The 17,498-nt window shown below is 68.3% G+C and carries 15 protein-coding genes; 12 read left to right on the top strand and 3 right to left on the bottom strand.

The genetic code is table 11. The annotated features are described in order from the left end of the window. Positions 1–9: 9 nt before the first annotated feature. The 4 genes from WJ542_RS22805 (at position 10) to WJ542_RS22790 (ending at position 3,629) form a co-directional block, all read left to right on the top strand. Positions 10–1,050, top strand: coding sequence for an aldo/keto reductase (locus WJ542_RS22805; protein ID WP_411191750.1), 1,041 nt, complete (start codon positions 10–12; stop codon positions 1,048–1,050). Between the two features lies 1 nt (position 1,051). After that, positions 1,052–1,894, top strand: coding sequence for an amidohydrolase family protein (locus WJ542_RS22800; protein WP_411191749.1), 843 nt, complete (start codon positions 1,052–1,054; stop codon positions 1,892–1,894). An 85-nt stretch (positions 1,895–1,979) separates the two neighbouring features. Then, positions 1,980–2,723 carry an SDR family oxidoreductase gene (locus tag WJ542_RS22795; protein WP_411191748.1) on the top strand — a complete coding sequence of 248 codons (744 nt, stop codon included), beginning with the start codon at positions 1,980–1,982 and terminating at the stop codon, positions 2,721–2,723. Between the two features lie 57 nt (positions 2,724–2,780). Next, the gene (locus tag WJ542_RS22790) at positions 2,781–3,629 is read left to right on the top strand and encodes an ureidoglycolate lyase (protein WP_411191747.1); all 849 of its coding nucleotides are present in this window, start codon (positions 2,781–2,783) and stop codon (positions 3,627–3,629) included. A 60-nt stretch (positions 3,630–3,689) separates the two neighbouring features. Here the strand turns inward: WJ542_RS22790 and WJ542_RS22785 are convergent, their stop codons facing one another. Further along, a complete protein-coding gene (locus tag WJ542_RS22785) occupies positions 3,690–4,133 on the bottom strand; it encodes a PaaI family thioesterase (RefSeq protein ID WP_411191746.1) in 444 nt (147 codons plus the stop codon). 287 nt (positions 4,134–4,420) lie between these two features. Here WJ542_RS22785 and WJ542_RS22780 point away from each other — a divergent pair, with 287 nt between their 5' ends. Next, positions 4,421–6,043, top strand: a complete 1,623-nt coding sequence (locus WJ542_RS22780) for a methyl-accepting chemotaxis protein (RefSeq protein WP_411191745.1) — start codon at positions 4,421–4,423, stop codon at positions 6,041–6,043. A gap of 24 nt (positions 6,044–6,067) precedes the next feature. Here WJ542_RS22780 and WJ542_RS22775 read toward each other — a convergent pair whose 3' ends face one another. Next, positions 6,068–7,162, bottom strand: a complete 1,095-nt coding sequence (locus WJ542_RS22775) for an AGE family epimerase/isomerase (RefSeq protein ID WP_411191744.1) — start codon at positions 7,160–7,162, stop codon at positions 6,068–6,070. Positions 7,163–7,320: 158 nt separating this feature from the next. Here WJ542_RS22775 and WJ542_RS22770 point away from each other — a divergent pair, with 158 nt between their 5' ends. From WJ542_RS22770 to WJ542_RS22740, 7 genes are all read left to right on the top strand, one after another. Further along, on the top strand, positions 7,321–8,007 hold the full coding sequence (locus WJ542_RS22770; protein WP_411191743.1) for an MgtC/SapB family protein: 687 nt from the start codon (positions 7,321–7,323) through the stop codon (positions 8,005–8,007). 162 nt (positions 8,008–8,169) lie between these two features. Continuing rightward, positions 8,170–8,937: a hypothetical protein gene (locus WJ542_RS22765; protein ID WP_411191742.1), complete on the top strand. Its 768-nt coding sequence runs from the start codon at positions 8,170–8,172 to the stop codon at positions 8,935–8,937. Between the two features lie 188 nt (positions 8,938–9,125). Beyond that, on the top strand, positions 9,126–9,281 hold the full coding sequence (locus WJ542_RS22760) for a hypothetical protein (protein WP_169740147.1): 156 nt from the start codon (positions 9,126–9,128) through the stop codon (positions 9,279–9,281). A 244-nt stretch (positions 9,282–9,525) separates the two neighbouring features. Further along, positions 9,526–10,446, top strand: coding sequence for a 3-hydroxyacyl-CoA dehydrogenase family protein (locus tag WJ542_RS22755; RefSeq protein ID WP_411191741.1), 921 nt, complete (start codon positions 9,526–9,528; stop codon positions 10,444–10,446). A gap of 264 nt (positions 10,447–10,710) precedes the next feature. Further along, positions 10,711–11,325 (top strand): flavin reductase family protein, encoded by a 615-nt coding sequence (locus tag WJ542_RS22750; protein WP_411191740.1) that lies wholly within the window; start codon positions 10,711–10,713, stop codon positions 11,323–11,325. A 30-nt stretch (positions 11,326–11,355) separates the two neighbouring features. Next, a complete protein-coding gene (locus WJ542_RS22745) occupies positions 11,356–11,655 on the top strand; it encodes a hypothetical protein (RefSeq protein WP_411191739.1) in 300 nt (99 codons plus the stop codon). 151 nt (positions 11,656–11,806) lie between these two features. Continuing rightward, a complete protein-coding gene (locus WJ542_RS22740) occupies positions 11,807–14,341 on the top strand; it encodes a penicillin-binding protein 1A (protein WP_411192528.1) in 2,535 nt (844 codons plus the stop codon). Between the two features lie 673 nt (positions 14,342–15,014). Here the strand turns inward: WJ542_RS22740 and WJ542_RS22735 are convergent. Next, the gene (locus WJ542_RS22735) at positions 15,015–17,300 is read right to left on the bottom strand and encodes a heavy metal translocating P-type ATPase (RefSeq protein WP_411191738.1); all 2,286 of its coding nucleotides are present in this window, start codon (positions 17,298–17,300) and stop codon (positions 15,015–15,017) included. Positions 17,301–17,498: the final 198 nt, after the last annotated feature.

Raw genomic sequence — 17,498 nt, 5'->3', positions numbered from 1 at the left:
GCACGAGGCATGGCGCAGGAACGGCATCCACAGGTGGCAGGCAGGCGGCGCATCGGCCGCACGGCACTGGAGGTGAGCGCGCTGAGCCTCGGCACGGCGCCGCTCGGCGGGCTCTACCGCGATCTGACCGAGGAGGAGGCGCAGGACACCGTCGACGCCGCATGGGACGCCGGCCTGCGCTTCTTCGATACGGCGCCGCACTACGGGCACACCAAGGCCGAGCATCGGCTCGGCGCGGCGCTGCGGCGCCGTCCGCGCGGCGAGTTCGTGCTCTCGACGAAGGTGGGGCGGCACTTCGTGCCGCGCACGCATCCTTACGACGGGAGCGAGGGCTGGCAGGATCCGCTGCCGTTCGAAGCCATCTACGACTACACGCGCGACGGGATACTGCGTTCGTTCGAGGACAGCCAGCAGCGGCTCGGCATCGTCGAGATCGACATCCTGCTCGTGCACGACATCGGCCGGTTCACGCACGGCGACCGGAATGCGCACTATTGGCGGCAGTTGACCGAGGGCGGAGGCTTTCGCGCTCTCGACGAGTTGCGCTCGGCCGGCGTGGTGAAGGCGCTGGGCTTCGGCGTGAACGAGCGCGAAGTGATCCTCGAAGCAATGCGCGAATTCGACATCGACTGTGCGCTGCTGGCGGGCCGCTACACGCTGCTCGAACAGGCGCCGCTGGACGATCTGCTGCCGGCGTGTCTCGAACGCGGCGTGAGTCTCCTGCTGGGCGGGGCGTTTAACTCGGGCATCCTCGCGCACGGGCTTTCCGGGGACCGCAAGTTCAACTACGGCGATGCGCCGCCCGAGGTGGTCGAACGCGTGGCGCGGCTCGAGGCCGTGTGCCGCGGCTTCAATGTGCCGCTCGCGGCCGCCGCGCTGCAGTTTCCGTATGCGCATCCCGCCGTCGCGACGGTGCTCAACGGCGCGCGCAACCCGGCAGAAGTGCGCGAAAACGCAGCATCGTTCGAAGTGGTCATTCCTGCCGGCTTGTGGACCGCGCTGCGCGACGAGGGTCTCATCGATCCGCGCGCGCCGCTGCCCGCCCACTGACATGACGACGAACGCACGGATCGACGCCCACCAGCATTACTGGGACCCGGCACGCGGCGATTACGGCTGGCTGACGCCCGATCTGTCCGCGCTCTACCGCACCTTCGGCCCGGCCGATCTCGCGCCGCTGCGCACGCGCTGCGGCGTGACGCGCACGGTTGTCGTGCAGGCCGCGCCGACGGTGGAGGAAACACGCTACCTGCTCGCGCTGGCGCGCGACGATGCATCGATCGCGGGCGTGGTGGGCTGGGTGCCGCTCGACGACCCGCAGGCGCCGGCGTTGATCGCCGATCTCGCGCGCGAGCCGAAATTCCGGGCCGTGCGCCCGATGCTGCAAGACTTGCCCGACGACGCGTGGATTGCCACGGCCGATACGTCGCGCGCCATCGACGCGCTGATTGCACACGACCTTGCCTTCGACGCGCTGATCTTCACGCGCCACGCGCCTGCACTTGAAATCTTCCTCGCGCGCCATCCGGCGCTGCGCGTGGTGATCGACCACGGCGCGAAACCGCCGATCCGTGACGGCGCCGCGGGATGGTCCGCCTGGGCCGATGCCGCGACGCGGCTCGCGCGTTTTCCGCAGGTGCACGGCAAGGTTTCGGGGCTCGCCACCGAAGCGGCGCCGGGCTGGGACGACGCGATGCTCGAACCTTACGTTACGCATCTGCTGAGCGCTTTCGGCGCGCAGCGTCTCATGTGGGGCAGCGACTGGCCAGTTCTGAACCTGAACGGCGACTATGAGCGCTGGCACGCGTGCGCGCATCGTCTGCTGCGCAGCTTGAGCGAAGCGGAGCGCGCGGCGGTGTTCGGCACGAACGCGGCGGCGTTCTATCGCCTGTGAGAACCCCGACACGAGGCAAGATTCTTCATCCCCTGAATGCGGCGAGGCGCGCAGCACCCGGCCGCGATTCCAACCGGAGCAGCTTATGGCACAACGACTGGCCGGCAAGACGGCCTTGATTACGGCGGCGGGGCAGGGCATCGGCCTCGCCACCGCCGAACTCTTTGCGCGCGAAGGTGCGCGCGTGATCGCAACCGACATTCGTCCCGACGCGCTCGCGGGGTTGTCCGTCGAAGCGCGGCGCCTGGACGTGCTCGACCCGAAGGCCATCGCCGCGCTCGCGGGCGAGCTGGGCGCCATCGACGTGCTGTTCAACTGCGCGGGCTTCGTGCACGCGGGCTCCGTCCTCGAAGCGAGCGAAGAGGACTGGGACTTCGCGTTCGACCTGAACGTGAAGGCGATGTACCGCATGATCCGCGCGTTCCTGCCCGCGATGCTCGAAGCGGGCCGCGGCTCGATCATCAACATGTCGTCGGCGGCGTCCAGCGTGAAGGGCGTGCCCAACCGCTGTGCTTACGGCGCGTCGAAGGCGGCTGTGATAGGGTTGACGAAGTCGGTCGCCGCCGACTTCGTGACGCGCGGCATTCGCTGCAACGCGATCTGCCCCGGCACCGTGGCCTCGCCTTCGCTCGAAGAGCGCATCGCGATGCAGGCGGGTGCACAGGGCACGAGCGTCGATGCGGCGCGCGCGGCCTTCGTCGCGCGTCAGCCGATGGGCCGCGTCGGCAAGCCGGAGGAGATTGCCGCGCTGGCGCTCTATCTCGCCTCGGACGAGTCGTCGTTCACGACCGGCCAGGCGCACGTGATCGACGGCGGCTGGGCGAACTGAGCGCACCGCACCGCGCCGCGATTGAACCGCAGCCATGTTCCAGAGGAAAGACAGACGATGAAACTGCTTCGCTATGGGCCGAAAGGCCATGAAAAACCGGGCCTGCTCGACGCCGAAGGCCGCATCCGTTCGCTTTCGGGCGCGGTGGCCGACATTGCCGGCGACGTGCTCTCCGACGCGGGTCTGGCGCAACTGCGCTCGATCGACCCGGAAACGCTGCCGATCGTCGAGGGCAATCCGCGCCTTGGGCCCTGCGTGGGCCATATCGGCAAGATGGTGTGCATCGGCCTGAATTACGCCGATCACGCCGCCGAGTCCGGCATGCCCGTGCCGCCCGAGCCCGTGGTGTTCAACAAGTGGACGAGCGCCATCGTTGGCCCGAACGACGACATCGAGATTCCGCGCGGCTCGAAGAAGACCGACTGGGAGGTGGAATTGGGCGTCGTGATCGGCAAGCACGCGAAGTACGTGGACGAAGCCCACGCGCTCGATTACGTGGCGGGCTATTGCGTCGTCAACGACGTTTCCGAACGCGAATGGCAGATCGAGCGCGCCGGGCAGTGGGACAAGGGCAAGGGCTTCGACACCTTCGGCCCGACGGGCCCCTGGCTCGTCACGCGCGACGAGGTGCCCGATCCGCAGAATCTCGACCTGTGGCTCGAAGTGGACGGGCATCGCTACCAGAACGGCAACACGCGCACGATGATCTTCCCGGTCGCGAAGCTCGTGTCGTATCTGTCGCAATGCATGAGCCTGCAGCCGGGCGACGTGATCTCCACCGGCACGCCGCCGGGCGTCGGCATGGGCATCAAACCCTCGGCCATATTCCTGAAGCCGGGCCAGACGGTGCGCCTTGGCATCCAGGGCCTCGGCGAGCAGATGCAGAAGACGCGCGCCGCCGAGTAAGCGGCTGCGCGCACCGGCGAGGGGGCCGCGCCCCTTCGTCTCGCTCGTCCCCCTCGTTTCTCAGCCGGCGGCCTCCGGCTCGCCGCGCCCCGGTCGTTCCGGGAGCCGGCTCACCGTTCCCTGCGCGAGCGCCACGAGGCGCTCGTCGCCGTTATCCATCACGAACACGCTGCACTGGCAGGTTGCCTGCTGTCGTCCCGCATGCACGACTTTCGCGCGGGCCACGAGCGTCCCGTTGAGCGCGGGCCGCAGATAGTTGATCTTGTATTCGCCGGTCACGACGCGCGGGCCGAGCGCCAGCGCTCCCGCGAAAGTCAGCGCGTTGTCGGCGAGGTAGCTGATCACGCCGCCGTGCACGAAGCCATGCTGCTGCCGCAGTTCGTCCCGAATCGTCAGCCGCAGCGTCAGCTCGTCCTCGCCCACATGCATCAGTTCGGTGCCGAGCAGCACGCTGAACGGCTGCGCGTGAAGCGCCCCGCGCGCGCGATCCACCAGATCAGTCATCGTCGGATTCCCCGGGTCCAGGCCCGCATGGTTTCCTAACCACTCTAGGAAGTGCCTCGCTGCGGCGCAAGGTCAATCGGCGCCACGGTGCCCTGAATTGTTGCGGAAAATGCGCGCAATGCCGCAAGAATTGTTTCTGCATTCATGCAATTTGCATTCCGGGGCGGTTTTTTCGCGGTTTTGGGCTCAAAACAACGTTTGCGCGGCCGTAAACGCAGATTGGGCGTGAGCGACCACATGCTGCGCGCCGGTTTTTCCCCTCAGCCACCCGACCCCAGGTGTTCAAGATGTTCAGCAAGATCAAGGTCGCTTCAGGCCTGTTATGTGTGCTCGTCGCCTTCTGCGTGCTGCAGCTCGTGACGGCAGGACTCGGTTTCTGGGCGCTCACGCGCACCCACGACGACGTGGACAAGCTCTCCCGCGTGGCCCTGCGCCAGACCAACGCGGCCAACGAAATCACCCAGCAGTTGATGGACGCGCGCATCAACCTCTCGCGCGCGGGCACGCGCATGGTGCGCGGCGGCACCGAACCCGCCGACATCGTCGGTCACGCGCGCGAGCAGCTCGCCACTGCCGACCGTACGTTCGCCGCGCTCGCGAACGTGCCGCCCGTGGACGAGGAGGACCGCGCACACATCGATGCGCTCACGCAGCGCTACCAGGTGTTTCACAAGGCGCTCTGCGAACTGGCTCAGGACCTCGATGGCAACAACATTCAGGCTTTCCTCGACCAGCCCACGCAGTCTTACCAGGACGCCTACATCGCCGAACTGCACAGTTTCGCGCAGTACAGCGCGGCGGCGAGCCGCGACTCGCTCGATTCGATCGATACGCGCATGGCGCTCTTCAAGTCGGTCGGCCTCGCCATCCTCGTCGGCCTGATCGCGCTCGTGGTGGGCGTGCATACGGGGCTGCGGCGCGGCGTGGTCGCGCCGCTCGAAGAGGCGGGGCGCCATTTCGAGCGCATTGCGCGCGGGCGTCTGGACGAGCGCGTGGCCGCGCGCGGCGACAACGAGATCGGCCGGCTCTTCAGCGGCCTCGCGATGATGCAGGCGAGCCTCGCGCGCACGGTGCACACGGTGCGCGAAGCGGCCGGCTCGATTCACGTGGGCGCGAACGAGATCGCGACCGGCAACGCCGATCTCTCGGCGCGCACGGAGTCGCAGGCCGCCTCGCTCGAAGAGACCGCCGCGAGCATGGAAGAGCTGACCGGCACGGTGCGCAACACGGCCGACAACGCCCGCGAGGCGAGCGCGCTCGCCGACGCGGCGCTCACCGCCACGGCGCGCGGCACGTCGGTGGTCACCGAGGTGGTCGAACGCATGCAGGGCATTGCCGACAGCTCGGACAAGATTGCCGAGATCATCGGCGTGATCGACGGCATCGCCTTCCAGACCAACATCCTCGCGCTGAACGCGGCCGTGGAGGCGGCTCGCGCGGGCGAGCAGGGCCGCGGCTTCGCCGTGGTGGCGGGCGAAGTGCGCGGGCTCGCGCAGCGCAGCGCGCAGTCGGCGAAGGAGATCAAGACGCTCATCAGCGAGTCGGTGGCGCAGATTCGCGGCGGCTCGGAACTGGTCGCGCGCGCGGGCGAGGCGATGGAGCAGGTGTCCACGTCGATCTCGCGCGCCACGCAGATGATGACGGGCATCAGCGCCTCGTCGCTCGAACAGAGCGCCGGCATCGAGCAGGTCAACCAGGCGGTCTCGCAGATGGATCAGATGACGCAGCAGAACGCCGCGCTCGTAGAGGAGGCCGCCGCGGCCGCCGCGTCGCTGCACGAACAGACGCAGCAACTGGCCAATGCGGTGGCGGCCTTCGAAATCTCGCCGGCCGTCCTCTCGGACGGGCGGGCGCTGGCAACGGCCGGCGCGTTGCGCACCGAGCCCGAAGCGCAGTTGTTGCTGAGCTGATCCGGGCTTGCGTTGCCGCCGCGTTTAGCGCGGCAGCGCGAGGTACGCCGTGAGCAGGTGATAAGGCGTCGTCGACGGCATGTCGGCGCGCGCTACGTCGCCCGCCGCGTCTCGGCACTCCACCCACCCCTGCGGCGTGAGAAAGCGCCCCGCGAAGCGCTCGATCTGCGTGGGCAGCGTCGCGCCCGCGGCGGCGTCGCCGCGCGTCGCGACTGTCGCGATAGCGCGCAGGTATTCGGTCTGCGCCCAGATCCGCTGCGTCGGGTCGATCACCCGCCCGCTTTCGTCGAGCGCTGCCGCCACGGCGCCGCTCGCCGGGTCCACGCCGTGCTGCACGGCGAACGGGAACGCGCGCGCGAGCGCCTCGTCCAGCCCGGACGCGCCCAGCCGCCCCGCGGCGCACGAGGCCAGCCAGAACCATTCGAACTGATGTCCGGGTTCCAGCCGGTTGTCGGCTGAGCCCAGGGGCAGTTCGGCGATGCAGCCCGTCGGCGCGTGCACGAAGGTGCGCGCCACGGCTTCCACGAGCCGCGCGATCGCCGTATCGAAGGCGGCGTCGCCGGTGGCCTCGCGCGCGGCGAGCCAGGCTTCGGTCAGATGCATCAGCGGATTCTGTATGGGCGTGCCCGTCACGGTCGCGAAAGAGGCGTCGAGCGCCGCGTTCAGGAGTCCGTCCCCGGCGGCGAAGCGGTCGACGATCAGCGCGGACGTGCTCTGCGCCAGCTCCAGCGCCGCCGCCACGCCGAAGCGTGCGCCATAGACCGAGCAGGCGAACACCACGAAGGCGTGCGTGTAGAGGTCCTTGGTGGTGTCGAGCGGTGCGCCCTGGGCATCGACGCTATAGAACCAACCGCCGCGCGCGCTGTCCTGAAAATAGTGTCGCAGCGATTCGAACAGCGTATGGGCGTGCGCCGCGTCGCCGGCCTGGGAGAACACGAACAGCTGGCGGGCGCAGGCCATTGCGCGGTAGCGCGTGACCGGCAGCGGCGCCGCGCCGGCGGCTTCCACGGCCTCATAGGGCAGGCGCAGCGCCGCGTTGAAGCCCGGACCGCGCCACAGCGGCAGGACGATGCGGTCGAAGTGGTCGCGCAGTCCTGCTGCGCCAATGAGTGTGTTCATGGTTGGGCGTTGCCGGGCGCCGTGGCCCGCAGTAAAAGATCGTCGGCGATTTTACGCCGAGCGGCGCGGGCGCAGCGAGGGCCGCCGTTCGCGCGCTGTCGGCGCACCGGGACAAACAGGGCGAAACCCGTCCATACCAATAAAGGAGAGTGGCAACCATGCTCAGTAATGCGGAACTCATCTCGCGGCTCGTGCTGGCCGCCGCCCTCGGCAGCGTGATCGGCTTCGAGCGCGAACGGCTCTCGTGGGCCGCGGGGCTGCGCACGCACATGCTGGTCAGCGTGGGCTCGGCGCTCATCATGATCGTTTCGGCATTTGGCTTCGCCGATGCCCTCAAGACCGATCACGTCGTGCTCGATCCTTCGCGGATGGCCGCGCAGGTCGTTTCGGGCATCGGCTTTCTCGGCGCCGGGTCGATCCTGCTGCGCGGCGAGATCGTGCGCGGCCTCACCACCGCCGCGAGCCTGTGGTCGGTCGCGGCCATCGGCCTCGCCGTGGGCGGCGGCCTCTACACGGGGGCCATTGCGGCGACCATCATCATTCTGATCATCCTCGCCGGCATCAAGCCGCTGGAGCGCCGCTTCATCACCTTCCGGCAGCGCCGGCAACTGACGCTGCTCGTCGAGCGCGGCAAGCTCACGTTCCATTCGCTGCACGATGCGCTCGGCACTTCGAGCTCGCGCGTGAAGCAGTTCGTCGTGCAGCAGAGCGACGACTCGGCCGAGCTCGACGAGGTGATGATCACGCTGGCCCGGGTTTCTTCGATGGAATACGAGGCCATCTGCACCGTGCTGCGCCGGCTGCCGGGCGTGAAGGAGTTTCGGGAGGACGACACGCAGGGCTGAGGCTGAGGCGGTGCGAGGTTGGGCCGAACTGGGCCCGAATCTGGCCTGAGTTCGGCCCGGTCTGCATCCGCGCCCATGCGACAATGCAGCCTCGAATCCATCATACGAAGACGTCGCGCCGTGGCCGGACCAGCCCGTGTGACGCAGGACGCCTCGATCCTTATGGCAGATACCGCTGACAACGCAGAAACCCTATCCTTGGGCGCCGCACGCGCGGCGGCGCGCGACGAGAGCACCCTCGATCTTTTCCACAACGACCCGGCCCCTACGCCTGCCCAGGCGCCGGAGGTGGCGAAGGTCGAGGCGGAGCCCGCGGCTGGACAAGGCGGCAAGGTGGAGGCGACGGCGGTTCAGGCGGCGCCGGCTGCCGCGGTGGCGCCGCGCCGGGCCGCGCGGGCCAAAAGAGTCGCGGCGACGCCGAGCCGGCCGGACGGCGAAGCGGAAAGCGATGCGAAGGTGGGGGAACCTGTTTTGGCGCCGGTGGCCGCGAGCGAGCCGCCCGGCGACAGCCCTGCGCCCATCCGGCCCGAGCCCGACAATGCCCGCGTGGCGGTCCTGGCGGACACGGTCGCGGCACTCCACGGCGTGATCGCCGACCAGCGCCGCGCGACGACCGATCTGTCGCGCCGGATGAAATGGATGCTCGCGGGGGTGACCGGCGCACTGCTGGTGACGGTGGCGGCCGGCGTTATCCAGACGGTCGTACTCGCGCGTCTGGCTTCCGATGCGAGCGCTCAGCAGCAACGCCTCGCGCAGATGATGCAGGACCAGCAGACGGCGCTGGAGAGCGCGCTGGCGCGTCTTGCGGCGCCGCCGGCCGCGCCCGCATCGGCACCGGTTGCAGCAAGCAGCGTGACCCGTCAGGCAAGCCCCCGCCACGCCCAGCACGCCGCTACGCACGCTCGTCGCGCGCATCCGGCCAGTCACTGAACTCCGGCTTGGCCCTCGATAATGGCCCTTGGCCCGTTGCGTTGATGCAACGCACCAACGAGACTCCCCCTTATGCGACGGAGTGTCGCAGTTTTTTTGCTGCGATGCACTAGCGGCTTCATAGGGAAAACCCTATAATGCTCTTGTCCTAGGGAAAACCCTGATCGTCCAACTAACCGGGAGCCGCCATGAGCTTTATCTTCGCACTGGTCCAAAAGGTGAGCGACCTCTTCGCCTCGCCCTATCTGCCGCTGGATTCGGATTATTCGTACGAAGCGCGCCACCGCGAAGCCGAACGCATCCGCCTCGCGCGCTATATGCCTTTCGGTATGCCGCGCGACTAAGCGCTTCGCATGGGGCCGGCGTAAGGGCTGAAGCTCTGACTCCGGCTGGCAGCACGATCGGTTCGAGGCGGCGTCGGCCGCCGGTCTCGCCGCATCGAAGCTGCTTCGAATCCGATTCGCCACACAAGGCCGGTTCCCGTCTGGGAGCCGGCCTTGTTGCATTGGGCTCCCTGCGTGCGCGCCGGCGCTTGCCCTGAGCAGACGCTATCCTTGCCGTTTCTGAATCGGGCAACAGGGAACGGGTATGAGCGAAAAGGTGACAGTGGCGGGCGTGGTCGGCACGGGATTAATGGGCGTCGGGATTGCGACGCAGTGTGCCCTGCACGGGCTTCGAACCCTCGTGTACGACGTCGACCCCGCGCGTCTCGCGGATGTTGCAGCGAAAGCCGGGGCCGTGCTGGATGAACTGATCGACGCCGGCCGCATCGACGTGACGGCCAAGGCCGCCGCGCTGGCGCGCATCGAGACGACCGGGCAACTGGACGTGATGGCCGGCGTGCCGTTCGTGTTCGAGGCCGTGCCGGAGGTGCTCGAACTGAAGCACCGGCTCTACGCACAACTGGGCGCCGTGCTGTCGCCGGACGCGATTCTCGCGAGCAACACCAGCGGCTTCGAACCCGACGCGCTCGCCGCGCCGCTGCCCGCTCCCGAACGCTTCGTGATTGCGCACTTCTGGAACCCGCCGCATGTGATTCCGCTCGTCGAGGTGGTGCCGGGGCGGGCGACGGCACCCGAGGTCACGGCGCGCACCGCCGCGCTGATGAGCGCGATCGGCATGGAGCCGGTCGTGCTGGCTAGGGCGATTCCGGGCTTCGTCGGCAACCGGCTGCAGTTCGCGGTGCTGCGCGAGGCGCTGAACATCGTGCGTTCGGGCGCGGCGACACCCGACGTCGTGGACCGCGTGATGAAGGCGTCGCTCGGGCGGCGCTGGGGGATCGTCGGGCCGTTCGAGAGCGCCGATATGGGCGGCCTCGATACCTTCGTCGATATTTCGTCGCATCTGATGCCCGAACTCGCCAAGGACGAAGGCGTGATCGATTTGCTGCGCGAGCAGGTGGAGGCGGGGCGTGTGGGTGTGCGCAGCCGCGCGGGCTTCTACGATTGGGACGACGAGCACTTCGCACGCGTGAAGGCGGCGCGGCGCAAGCTGATCGCGGGCGGCTGACGTCGCGCGGATTGTTTGCGGGCGGGTGCTGCACAAATTGGGCAGCGTGGCGGAAAAGCGTTGCAGGTCAAAGGGTTGGGCCAGGTGTGCGCAGGTTATCCACACGTCTATCCAGCATTTCTGTGGACAAGCTCGCACCGGGTGGCCTGGCACCCAACCGGCGCCACGCGTGTCATAGTTCTAACCCATGCGTACCCGCCGCGAGCCGCTCAAGGCCTCGGCCTTCGACTTGCCAATAAGCGCCACTGAACACCACCGAGCCCCATGCCGAACACCTACTTCTACGACCCCTCCGCCGGTCACGGCCTCCCGCACGACCCGTTCAAGGCGATCGTCGCGCCGCGCGTGATCGGCTGGATCTCGAGCCGTTCCGCCGACGGCGGCCTGAACCTCGCGCCCTACAGCTTCTTCGGCGCGTTTGCGACGTTCCCGCCCATCATCGGTTTCTGCAGCGAGGGCCGCAAGGACAGCATCAGCAACATCGAGGCAACGGGCGAGTTCGTCTGGAATCTCACGTCGAAGGCGCTGGCTGCACAGATGAACCGCACGTCGGCGCCCGTTGCCGCCGACGTCGACGAATTCGCGCTCGCGGGCCTCACGCCGGTGCCCGGCCGCAACGTGAGCGTGCCGCACGTCGGCGAATCGCCGGCCGCGCTCGAATGCCGTCTGCTGCAGGTGGTGCGCCTCTCAACCCTCGACGGCACGCCGATGGACAACTGGCTTGCGCTCGGCCAGGTGGTGGGCGTGCATATCCGCGAGGAATTCCTCAAGGACGGCCTGTTCGACACGTACGCCGCGCAGCCGGTCATGCGCGCGGGTTACCGTGCCGACTACGCGCAGATCGGCGAGATGTTCCAGATGGTCCGGCCGACGGCGTAAGCCTCGCGGCCTTCGTCAGGAGAAACGTATATGCAGAGTCCAACGGGGTCGGTGGTGGCCCTCAGCTCGGCCGCCGCGACGATGTTTTCGATGGGCATGCTTTTTCTCGGCTACTGGGGGCTGCACGAGCCGTCGCCCTGGCATTTCGGCGAGCGTGTCGTCGTGGTGGTCGCGCTGGCGGGCTTCGCCTGCCTCGGCAGCGTGCCGTTTCTCGCCACCTCGCCCATGGCGACGCCCGACGACGAGTCGCGCATGCGCATGGCGCGCCGTGCCTTCCTGTGCGGCGTGAGCGCGCTCTGGTGCGCGATCGTCCTTTCGCTGATCGTGTGAACGTCTGAGCCTTTGAAGCGCAGGCCGCCCGTCGCCTGCCGGAGCGCAGGGGGAATTTTGATACGATGCACGCTTTTCCAGCCGATCCCTTGACTGCGTGAAGCGTTACGTGTCGTTCGTCCGCGATCAGTTCGCCCAATGGTCCGCCCGCCTGAAGCCCGCCCTCGCAGCCGGCGCGGCGCGTCTCCAGCCCTGTGCCGCGGCGGCCTGCGCCCGGCTCAAGCCGCTTTTCGCGCGGGCGCTGCATCATCTGCGGCATCCCACGCGGCGTGGCGTCCTCTGCGCCATCGCCGCCGTTCCCGCGCTGTTTATCCTCTATGTGCTGGTGCTGATCCCGTTCACGCCGGGCATCGGCGATATCCGCAAGGCGCGCGTGGACGAGCCCGCGCAGGTGCTCTCCGCGGACGGCAAGCTGCTCGCCGAATTCGAGCCTTCGCACCGCGAATGGGTGCCGCTCGACGAGATCTCGCCGCATATGGTCGATGCGCTCATTTCGACCGAAGATCACCGCTTCTACGAACACCACGGCATCGACTTCAAGCGCACGGCGGGCGCGGCGCTGCATACGTTCTCGGGCGACCGCCAGGGCGGCTCGACCATCACGCAGCAGCTCGCGCGCAACCTCTATCCCGACGAGATCGGCCGCGCGCCCACGCTCACGCGCAAGATCAAGGAAGCGATCACGGCGCTCAAGATCGAGGCCGTCTACAGCAAGCCGCAGATCCTCGAAACCTATCTGAACACCGTGCCGTTCCTCTACAACGCGTACGGCATCGAGATGGCGGCGCGCACGTATTTCGGTGTGTCGGCGGACCAGCTCGACATTCTGCAGAGCGCGACGCTCACCGGCATGCTCAAGGGCAACGCCTATTACAACCCGGTGATCAACCCCGAGCGCGCGCTCGCGCGGCGCAACACCGTGCTTGGGCAGATGGTGAAGTACGGCAAGCTCACGCCCGCGCAGTACGCGACGCTTTCGAAGAAGCCGCTGCGTCTGGACTTCGAACGGCAGACCGAGCCGCCCGGTCCCGCGCCGCACTTCGCGCAGCAGTTGCGCCGCTGGCTCATCGCGTGGGCCGACCGCAACGACTACAACATCTACTCGGACGGACTGGTCGTAAGGACAACGGTCGATTCGCGCCTGCAGGCGATGGCGACGGCCGCGCTCACGCAGCACGCGAACCAGTTGCAGGCGATCGCGAACGGCACATGGGGCGGCAAGGGCTGCACGGCCGGCAACGACCTCTTCCGCACCTTCATGCGCGAAACGCCCGACTACAAGAGCGCGCGCGACGCGGGCGCGGACGACGCGGACGCCCTCAAGCAGCTCGCTTCGGACCGCGCGTTCATGCGCGCGCTGTGCAAGGACAAGACCGAGGTCGAGGCGGGCTTTCTCGCGATCGACCCGCGCACCGGGCAGATCAAGGCCTGGGTGGGCAGCCGCGATTTCGCCGGCGAGCCCTACGATCACGTCCAGCAGGCGCGGCGCCAGCCGGGTTCGACGTTCAAGCCGTTCGTCTATGGCGCGGCCTTCGCGGCGGGCGCGAAGCCGACCGACACCTTTATCGACCAGCCCGTCGAAATCCCGCTCGCAGGCGGCGAGATCTGGCGCCCGGACGACGACGTGCCGCCCAGCGGCAAGCCAATGACGCTGCGCGACGGGATCGCGTATTCGCGCAACCGCATCACGGCGCAGTTGATGGAGCAGGTGGGGCCGGACAAGGTGGTGCGCCTCGCGCAGGCGATGGGCGTGCGCGACAGCGAGCTCGACCCGGTGCCGTCGCTCGCTCTCGGCACGAGCCCGGTCACGCTCAAGGAGATGGTGTCGGCCTACAGCACGATCGCCAACGACGGCGAATACCTGGAGCCGCGCATGGTCACGAGCATCGAAGACCGCAAGGGCAACGTGCTCGCCGAGTTCGCGAACGCCTCGCCCGAGCGTGCGCTCTCCGCTTCCGCCGACCGCACGCTGATCGACGTGATGCGCGACGTGGTGAACCACGGCACGGGGGCGAGCATCCGCACGCGCTTCGGCATTCGCGCGGACGTGGCGGGCAAGACCGGCACGACGCAGGGCAACACGGACGGCTGGTTCATCCTCATGGACCCGCAGCTCGTGGCGGGGGCGTGGGTAGGGTTCGACGACGGCCGCGTGACGCTCGACGACTACTGGGGGCAGGGCGCGCGCAGTGCATTGCCGATCGTCGGCGACTTTTTCCAGCGGGCGCTGCGCGCGCGCATCGTCGATCCGCGTGCGCGCTTCGATACCGAGGTGAAGCCGGGCGCCTTCGAGACGTTCCGCGAAACCTTCCGCGAGAAGCTCGACGTGTGGATCGAGAAGTTGTTTGGGGCGAAGCCGAAGGCCGCGGCACCGGTCGCGCCGGTCAAGCGCGCGCCGGTGCCGCGCGCTGTGCCGGCGCCGGTTTCCGAAGTGCCGGCATCGGCGGGACCGGCTGCGCCGTTGACACCGGCGACATCGACGGCATCGGCGCCAGCAGCGGCGTCCGGGCCGCGCGAGACCGGCCTGCCGCCTATCATCGGTCCCGCGAGCGCACCGGCCGCTCCGTCGCCGTTCCCCGCGCAGGAACCGGCACTGGCGCCCACGCCGACTCCGGATGACACCGAGCCCGATAACGGTGGAGCGGGTGCGCAATATACACCGCCGCTGCAGCAGCAGGGGCAGTGAGCCGCGCGGTCGTTGCGCCCTTCGTGGAGAGCGAGGGGCGCACGCCGAATCGCGGTACGCAGGTCTCCCTGGTTTTCATTTGACATTGCTCAGCAGTCCGGCCCGAATGGCGGCTCCGTTGCTTCGCACTCCGCCGTAGTTATCCCCACTTTTTGGGCACAGCCCTGTGGGCAAGTTCGGGATAGCGAAGCTAAGTCATTGACGCGAAAAGCAAGGTCTCCTGAGATGCGGAAAGCGTCGGGGGGCTGGGAGAGGGGGGCGGTTTATCCCCAGATTTGGTGCATAGGCCTGTGGAGAAGTACTGGGCAGCTTTCCTAAGTACCTGACGGGAAAGTCATTGCCTCGCGAATCAACGCGTGAGGCAGGTCGTGCGCAAAGTAAGCGTTAGTTGGTACGTCATGGCGACTGGGATGACAAAGCTATCTCGTGGCATGCCGAGGATGACGTGCATGTTGCGCAGTGCCGCCATGGGATCGCAGCCCCGGCTGTTGTTTTCCACAGAAATTGTTGGCAGCCCTGTGGAAAACCTGTCCGCATCTTCATCAAGCCCCTGATCCCAAAGCGAATTCCGCTGCGGATCACAATTACGCCGGCGTTTGCTACGCGTATCTCGCCGCAGCCGGCCGCGATGCGCGAGGTGTCGTCGCGCATTTGTTCGCGGATTAGTCCCCGGTCAGTCGGCGTCGCGCCAGGCGCGCAGGAGCAACGCGTTCGTGACGACGCTGACGCTGGAGAATGCCATGGCGGCGCCCGCGAGCATCGGGTCGAGCAGTCCGAAGGCCGCGAGCGGTATGCCGATCAGGTTATAGACGAACGCCCAGAACAGGTTCTGCTGGATCTTGCGCCAGGTGCGCCGCGAGATGTCGACGGCCGCCGCGACGAGCAGCGGGTCGCCGCGCATCAGCGTGATGCCTGATGCATGCATGGCGACGTCGGTGCCGGTGGCCATGGCAATGCCGATGTCGGCGGCGGCGAGGGCGGGGGCGTCGTTGATGCCGTCGCCGGCCATCGCGACGATGCTGCCCGAGCGGATCTTGAGGTCGCGAATCGTGGCGGCCTTGTCGTCGGGCAGCACCTGCGCGTGGACTTCGTCGATACCGAGCTGTGCCGCGACGGCCGCCGCGCTGCCGGCGTTGTCGCCGGTCACGAGCACGCTGCGGATGCCCATCGTCTTCAGGCGGGCAATCGCCTCGCGCGCGGTCGGCTTGACCGTATCGCCGAACGCGAGCAGCGCGAGCACGGTTTCGGGTTCGCCGCGTGGCGTGCCTTGGGGCGTCGCGCCGCCCTGCGCAGCGCTCGATGAAACAAGCCACGAGACGGTGTTGCCAGCCTGCGCCAGCGTCTGTGCGCGCGCGGCGAGCGCGGGCGGCGCGGCAAGCCCGAGTTCGTCGAGCCAACGATCGCTGCCGATGGCATACCGGCGGCCTTCCACCTCGGCTTCTACGCCGCGTCCCGGCACCGCGCGCGCATGCGCGGCCGCGGGCGGCGGCGCACCGTTCGATTGCGCTTCGAACGCCCGCAGCACGGCTTTCGCGAGCGGGTGATCGCTCTGCTGCTGCACGGCGGCGGCGAACGCGAGCGCGTCGGCGCGCGTCACGCCTTCGGCCGTCTCGAACGCCGCGAGCGAGGGCTGGCCGAGCGTGAGCGTGCCCGTCTTGTCGAAGGCGACCACGTTCACGTTGTGCGCGGTTTCGAGTGCTTCTGCGTCCTTGATGAGAACGCCGCGGCGCGCGGCGGCGCCCGTGCCCGCCATGATCGCGGCGGGCGTGGCGAGGCCGAGCGCACAGGGGCACGCGATCACGAGCACGGCCACGGCGTTGAGGATGGCGGTTTCGGCATGGGCGCCCGCGAGCAGCCAGCCCACGAGCGTGATTGCCGCGATTGCGAGAATGGCGGGCACGAAAACGGCGCTCACGCGGTCCACGAGGCGCTGGATCGGCGCCTTTTCGGCCTGCGCGCTCTCGACGAGGCGGATGATGCGCGCGAGCGTGGTCTCGGCGCCGATAGCCGTGGTGCGCACGGCGAGCGCGCCTTCGCCGTTGATCGAACCGGCTGTGACGGGGTCGCCCGGCGCCTTGGGGACGGGCAGGCTTTCGCCGGTGATCAGCGATTCGTCGATGTGGCTGCGGCCCTCCAGCACCACGCCGTCCACGGGCAGGCGTTCGCCCGGGCGCACGGCGACGATATGGCCCACCCGCACCGCCGCGAGCGGCACGTCGCGCTCGGCGCCGTCCACCACGAGGCGCGCTCGCTCGGGGCGCAGGGCGTTGAGCGCGCGGATCGCATCGGTGGTCTGGCGTTTCGCGCGCGCCTCGAGCCACTTGCCGAAGCGCACGAGCGTAATGACGACCGCCGATCCTTCGAAGTACAGATGGGCGACGTCGCCGGGATGCGCGAGCATGGCGTAGACGCTCACGCCCCAGGCCGCCGAGGTGCCCAGCGCGACGAGCAGGTCCATATTGCCGGCCCCCGCCCGCACGGCCTTCCAGGCGGCGCGGTAGAAACGGGCGCCGAAAACGAACTGGACGATCGAGGCGAGCACGAACTGCACGCCGGCGGAAAGCATCCCATGCAGGCCCAGCGCGTGGCCGATCATCGGCAGCAGGAGCGGCGCGGTGAGCAGCGCCGAGATCAGCACGGCCCGCCATTCGCGGCGCGCGATGGCGACCTGTCTCTCGGGTGCGCTCGCGCCGGCAGTGGCAGCGTCTTCGTTTTCCACGAGCGGCACGGCTTCGTAACCGGCCTTCGTGACGGCGCTCGCCAGGGCTTCGGGCGCGACCTCCGCGCCGGCCTCGACGGTGGCTTTTTCGGTGGCGAGATTGACGCTGGCGCGCGCGACGCCGGGCACCCTGGCGAGCGCCTTTTCGACGCGCGTCGCACAGGCGGCGCAGGTCATGCCGCGAATTTCGAATTCGGCGACACGAGTGTCACGGAGTTCTTCTATAAGGGAATCGTTCATGCTGGCGGGCCGTGAGGCGATGGCTGCGATGGCGGTTTCGACATCAGGCAGTATCTACGTTCCCATGATGGGAAGGTCAAGGGCGCGCCGCGCGTCACGCAGAATTCCGTCGCGACCGCTTTTCACGTCATGGCGTGAGCGATACGATACGACTCGCCGACATTGCCGCCATGCAGCGCGATTTCCACGGCCCCGGGG

The sequence above is a fragment of the Paraburkholderia yinzeri genome, from assembly GCF_046581065.1.
GTDB lineage: Bacteria > Pseudomonadota > Gammaproteobacteria > Burkholderiales > Burkholderiaceae > Paraburkholderia.
The sequence above is the reverse complement of the archived record's forward strand: the minus strand, read 5'-3'. Positions and strand labels throughout refer to the sequence as shown.

Excerpts from the sequence above, each read along its gene's own strand:
- WJ542_RS22745 (WP_411191739.1), top strand. The coding sequence starts at position 11,356 with ATGCAGAGTCCAACGGGGTCGGTGGTGGCCCTCAGCTCGGCCGCCGCG.
- WJ542_RS22775 (WP_411191744.1), bottom strand. The coding sequence starts at position 7,162 with ATGAACACACTCATTGGCGCAGCAGGACTGCGCGACCACTTCGACCGC.
- WJ542_RS22755 (WP_411191741.1), top strand. The coding sequence starts at position 9,526 with ATGAGCGAAAAGGTGACAGTGGCGGGCGTGGTCGGCACGGGATTAATG.
- WJ542_RS22735 (WP_411191738.1), bottom strand. The coding sequence starts at position 17,300 with ATGAACGATTCCCTTATAGAAGAACTCCGTGACACTCGTGTCGCCGAA.
- WJ542_RS22790 (WP_411191747.1), top strand. The coding sequence starts at position 2,781 with ATGAAACTGCTTCGCTATGGGCCGAAAGGCCATGAAAAACCGGGCCTG.
- WJ542_RS22760 (WP_169740147.1), top strand. The coding sequence starts at position 9,126 with ATGAGCTTTATCTTCGCACTGGTCCAAAAGGTGAGCGACCTCTTCGCC.
- WJ542_RS22805 (WP_411191750.1), top strand. The coding sequence starts at position 10 with ATGGCGCAGGAACGGCATCCACAGGTGGCAGGCAGGCGGCGCATCGGC.
- WJ542_RS22785 (WP_411191746.1), bottom strand. The coding sequence starts at position 4,133 with ATGACTGATCTGGTGGATCGCGCGCGCGGGGCGCTTCACGCGCAGCCG.
- WJ542_RS22795 (WP_411191748.1), top strand. The coding sequence starts at position 1,980 with ATGGCACAACGACTGGCCGGCAAGACGGCCTTGATTACGGCGGCGGGG.
- WJ542_RS22780 (WP_411191745.1), top strand. The coding sequence starts at position 4,421 with ATGTTCAGCAAGATCAAGGTCGCTTCAGGCCTGTTATGTGTGCTCGTC.
- WJ542_RS22765 (WP_411191742.1), top strand. The coding sequence starts at position 8,170 with ATGGCAGATACCGCTGACAACGCAGAAACCCTATCCTTGGGCGCCGCA.
- WJ542_RS22750 (WP_411191740.1), top strand. The coding sequence starts at position 10,711 with ATGCCGAACACCTACTTCTACGACCCCTCCGCCGGTCACGGCCTCCCG.
- WJ542_RS22770 (WP_411191743.1), top strand. The coding sequence starts at position 7,321 with ATGCTCAGTAATGCGGAACTCATCTCGCGGCTCGTGCTGGCCGCCGCC.
- WJ542_RS22800 (WP_411191749.1), top strand. The coding sequence starts at position 1,052 with ATGACGACGAACGCACGGATCGACGCCCACCAGCATTACTGGGACCCG.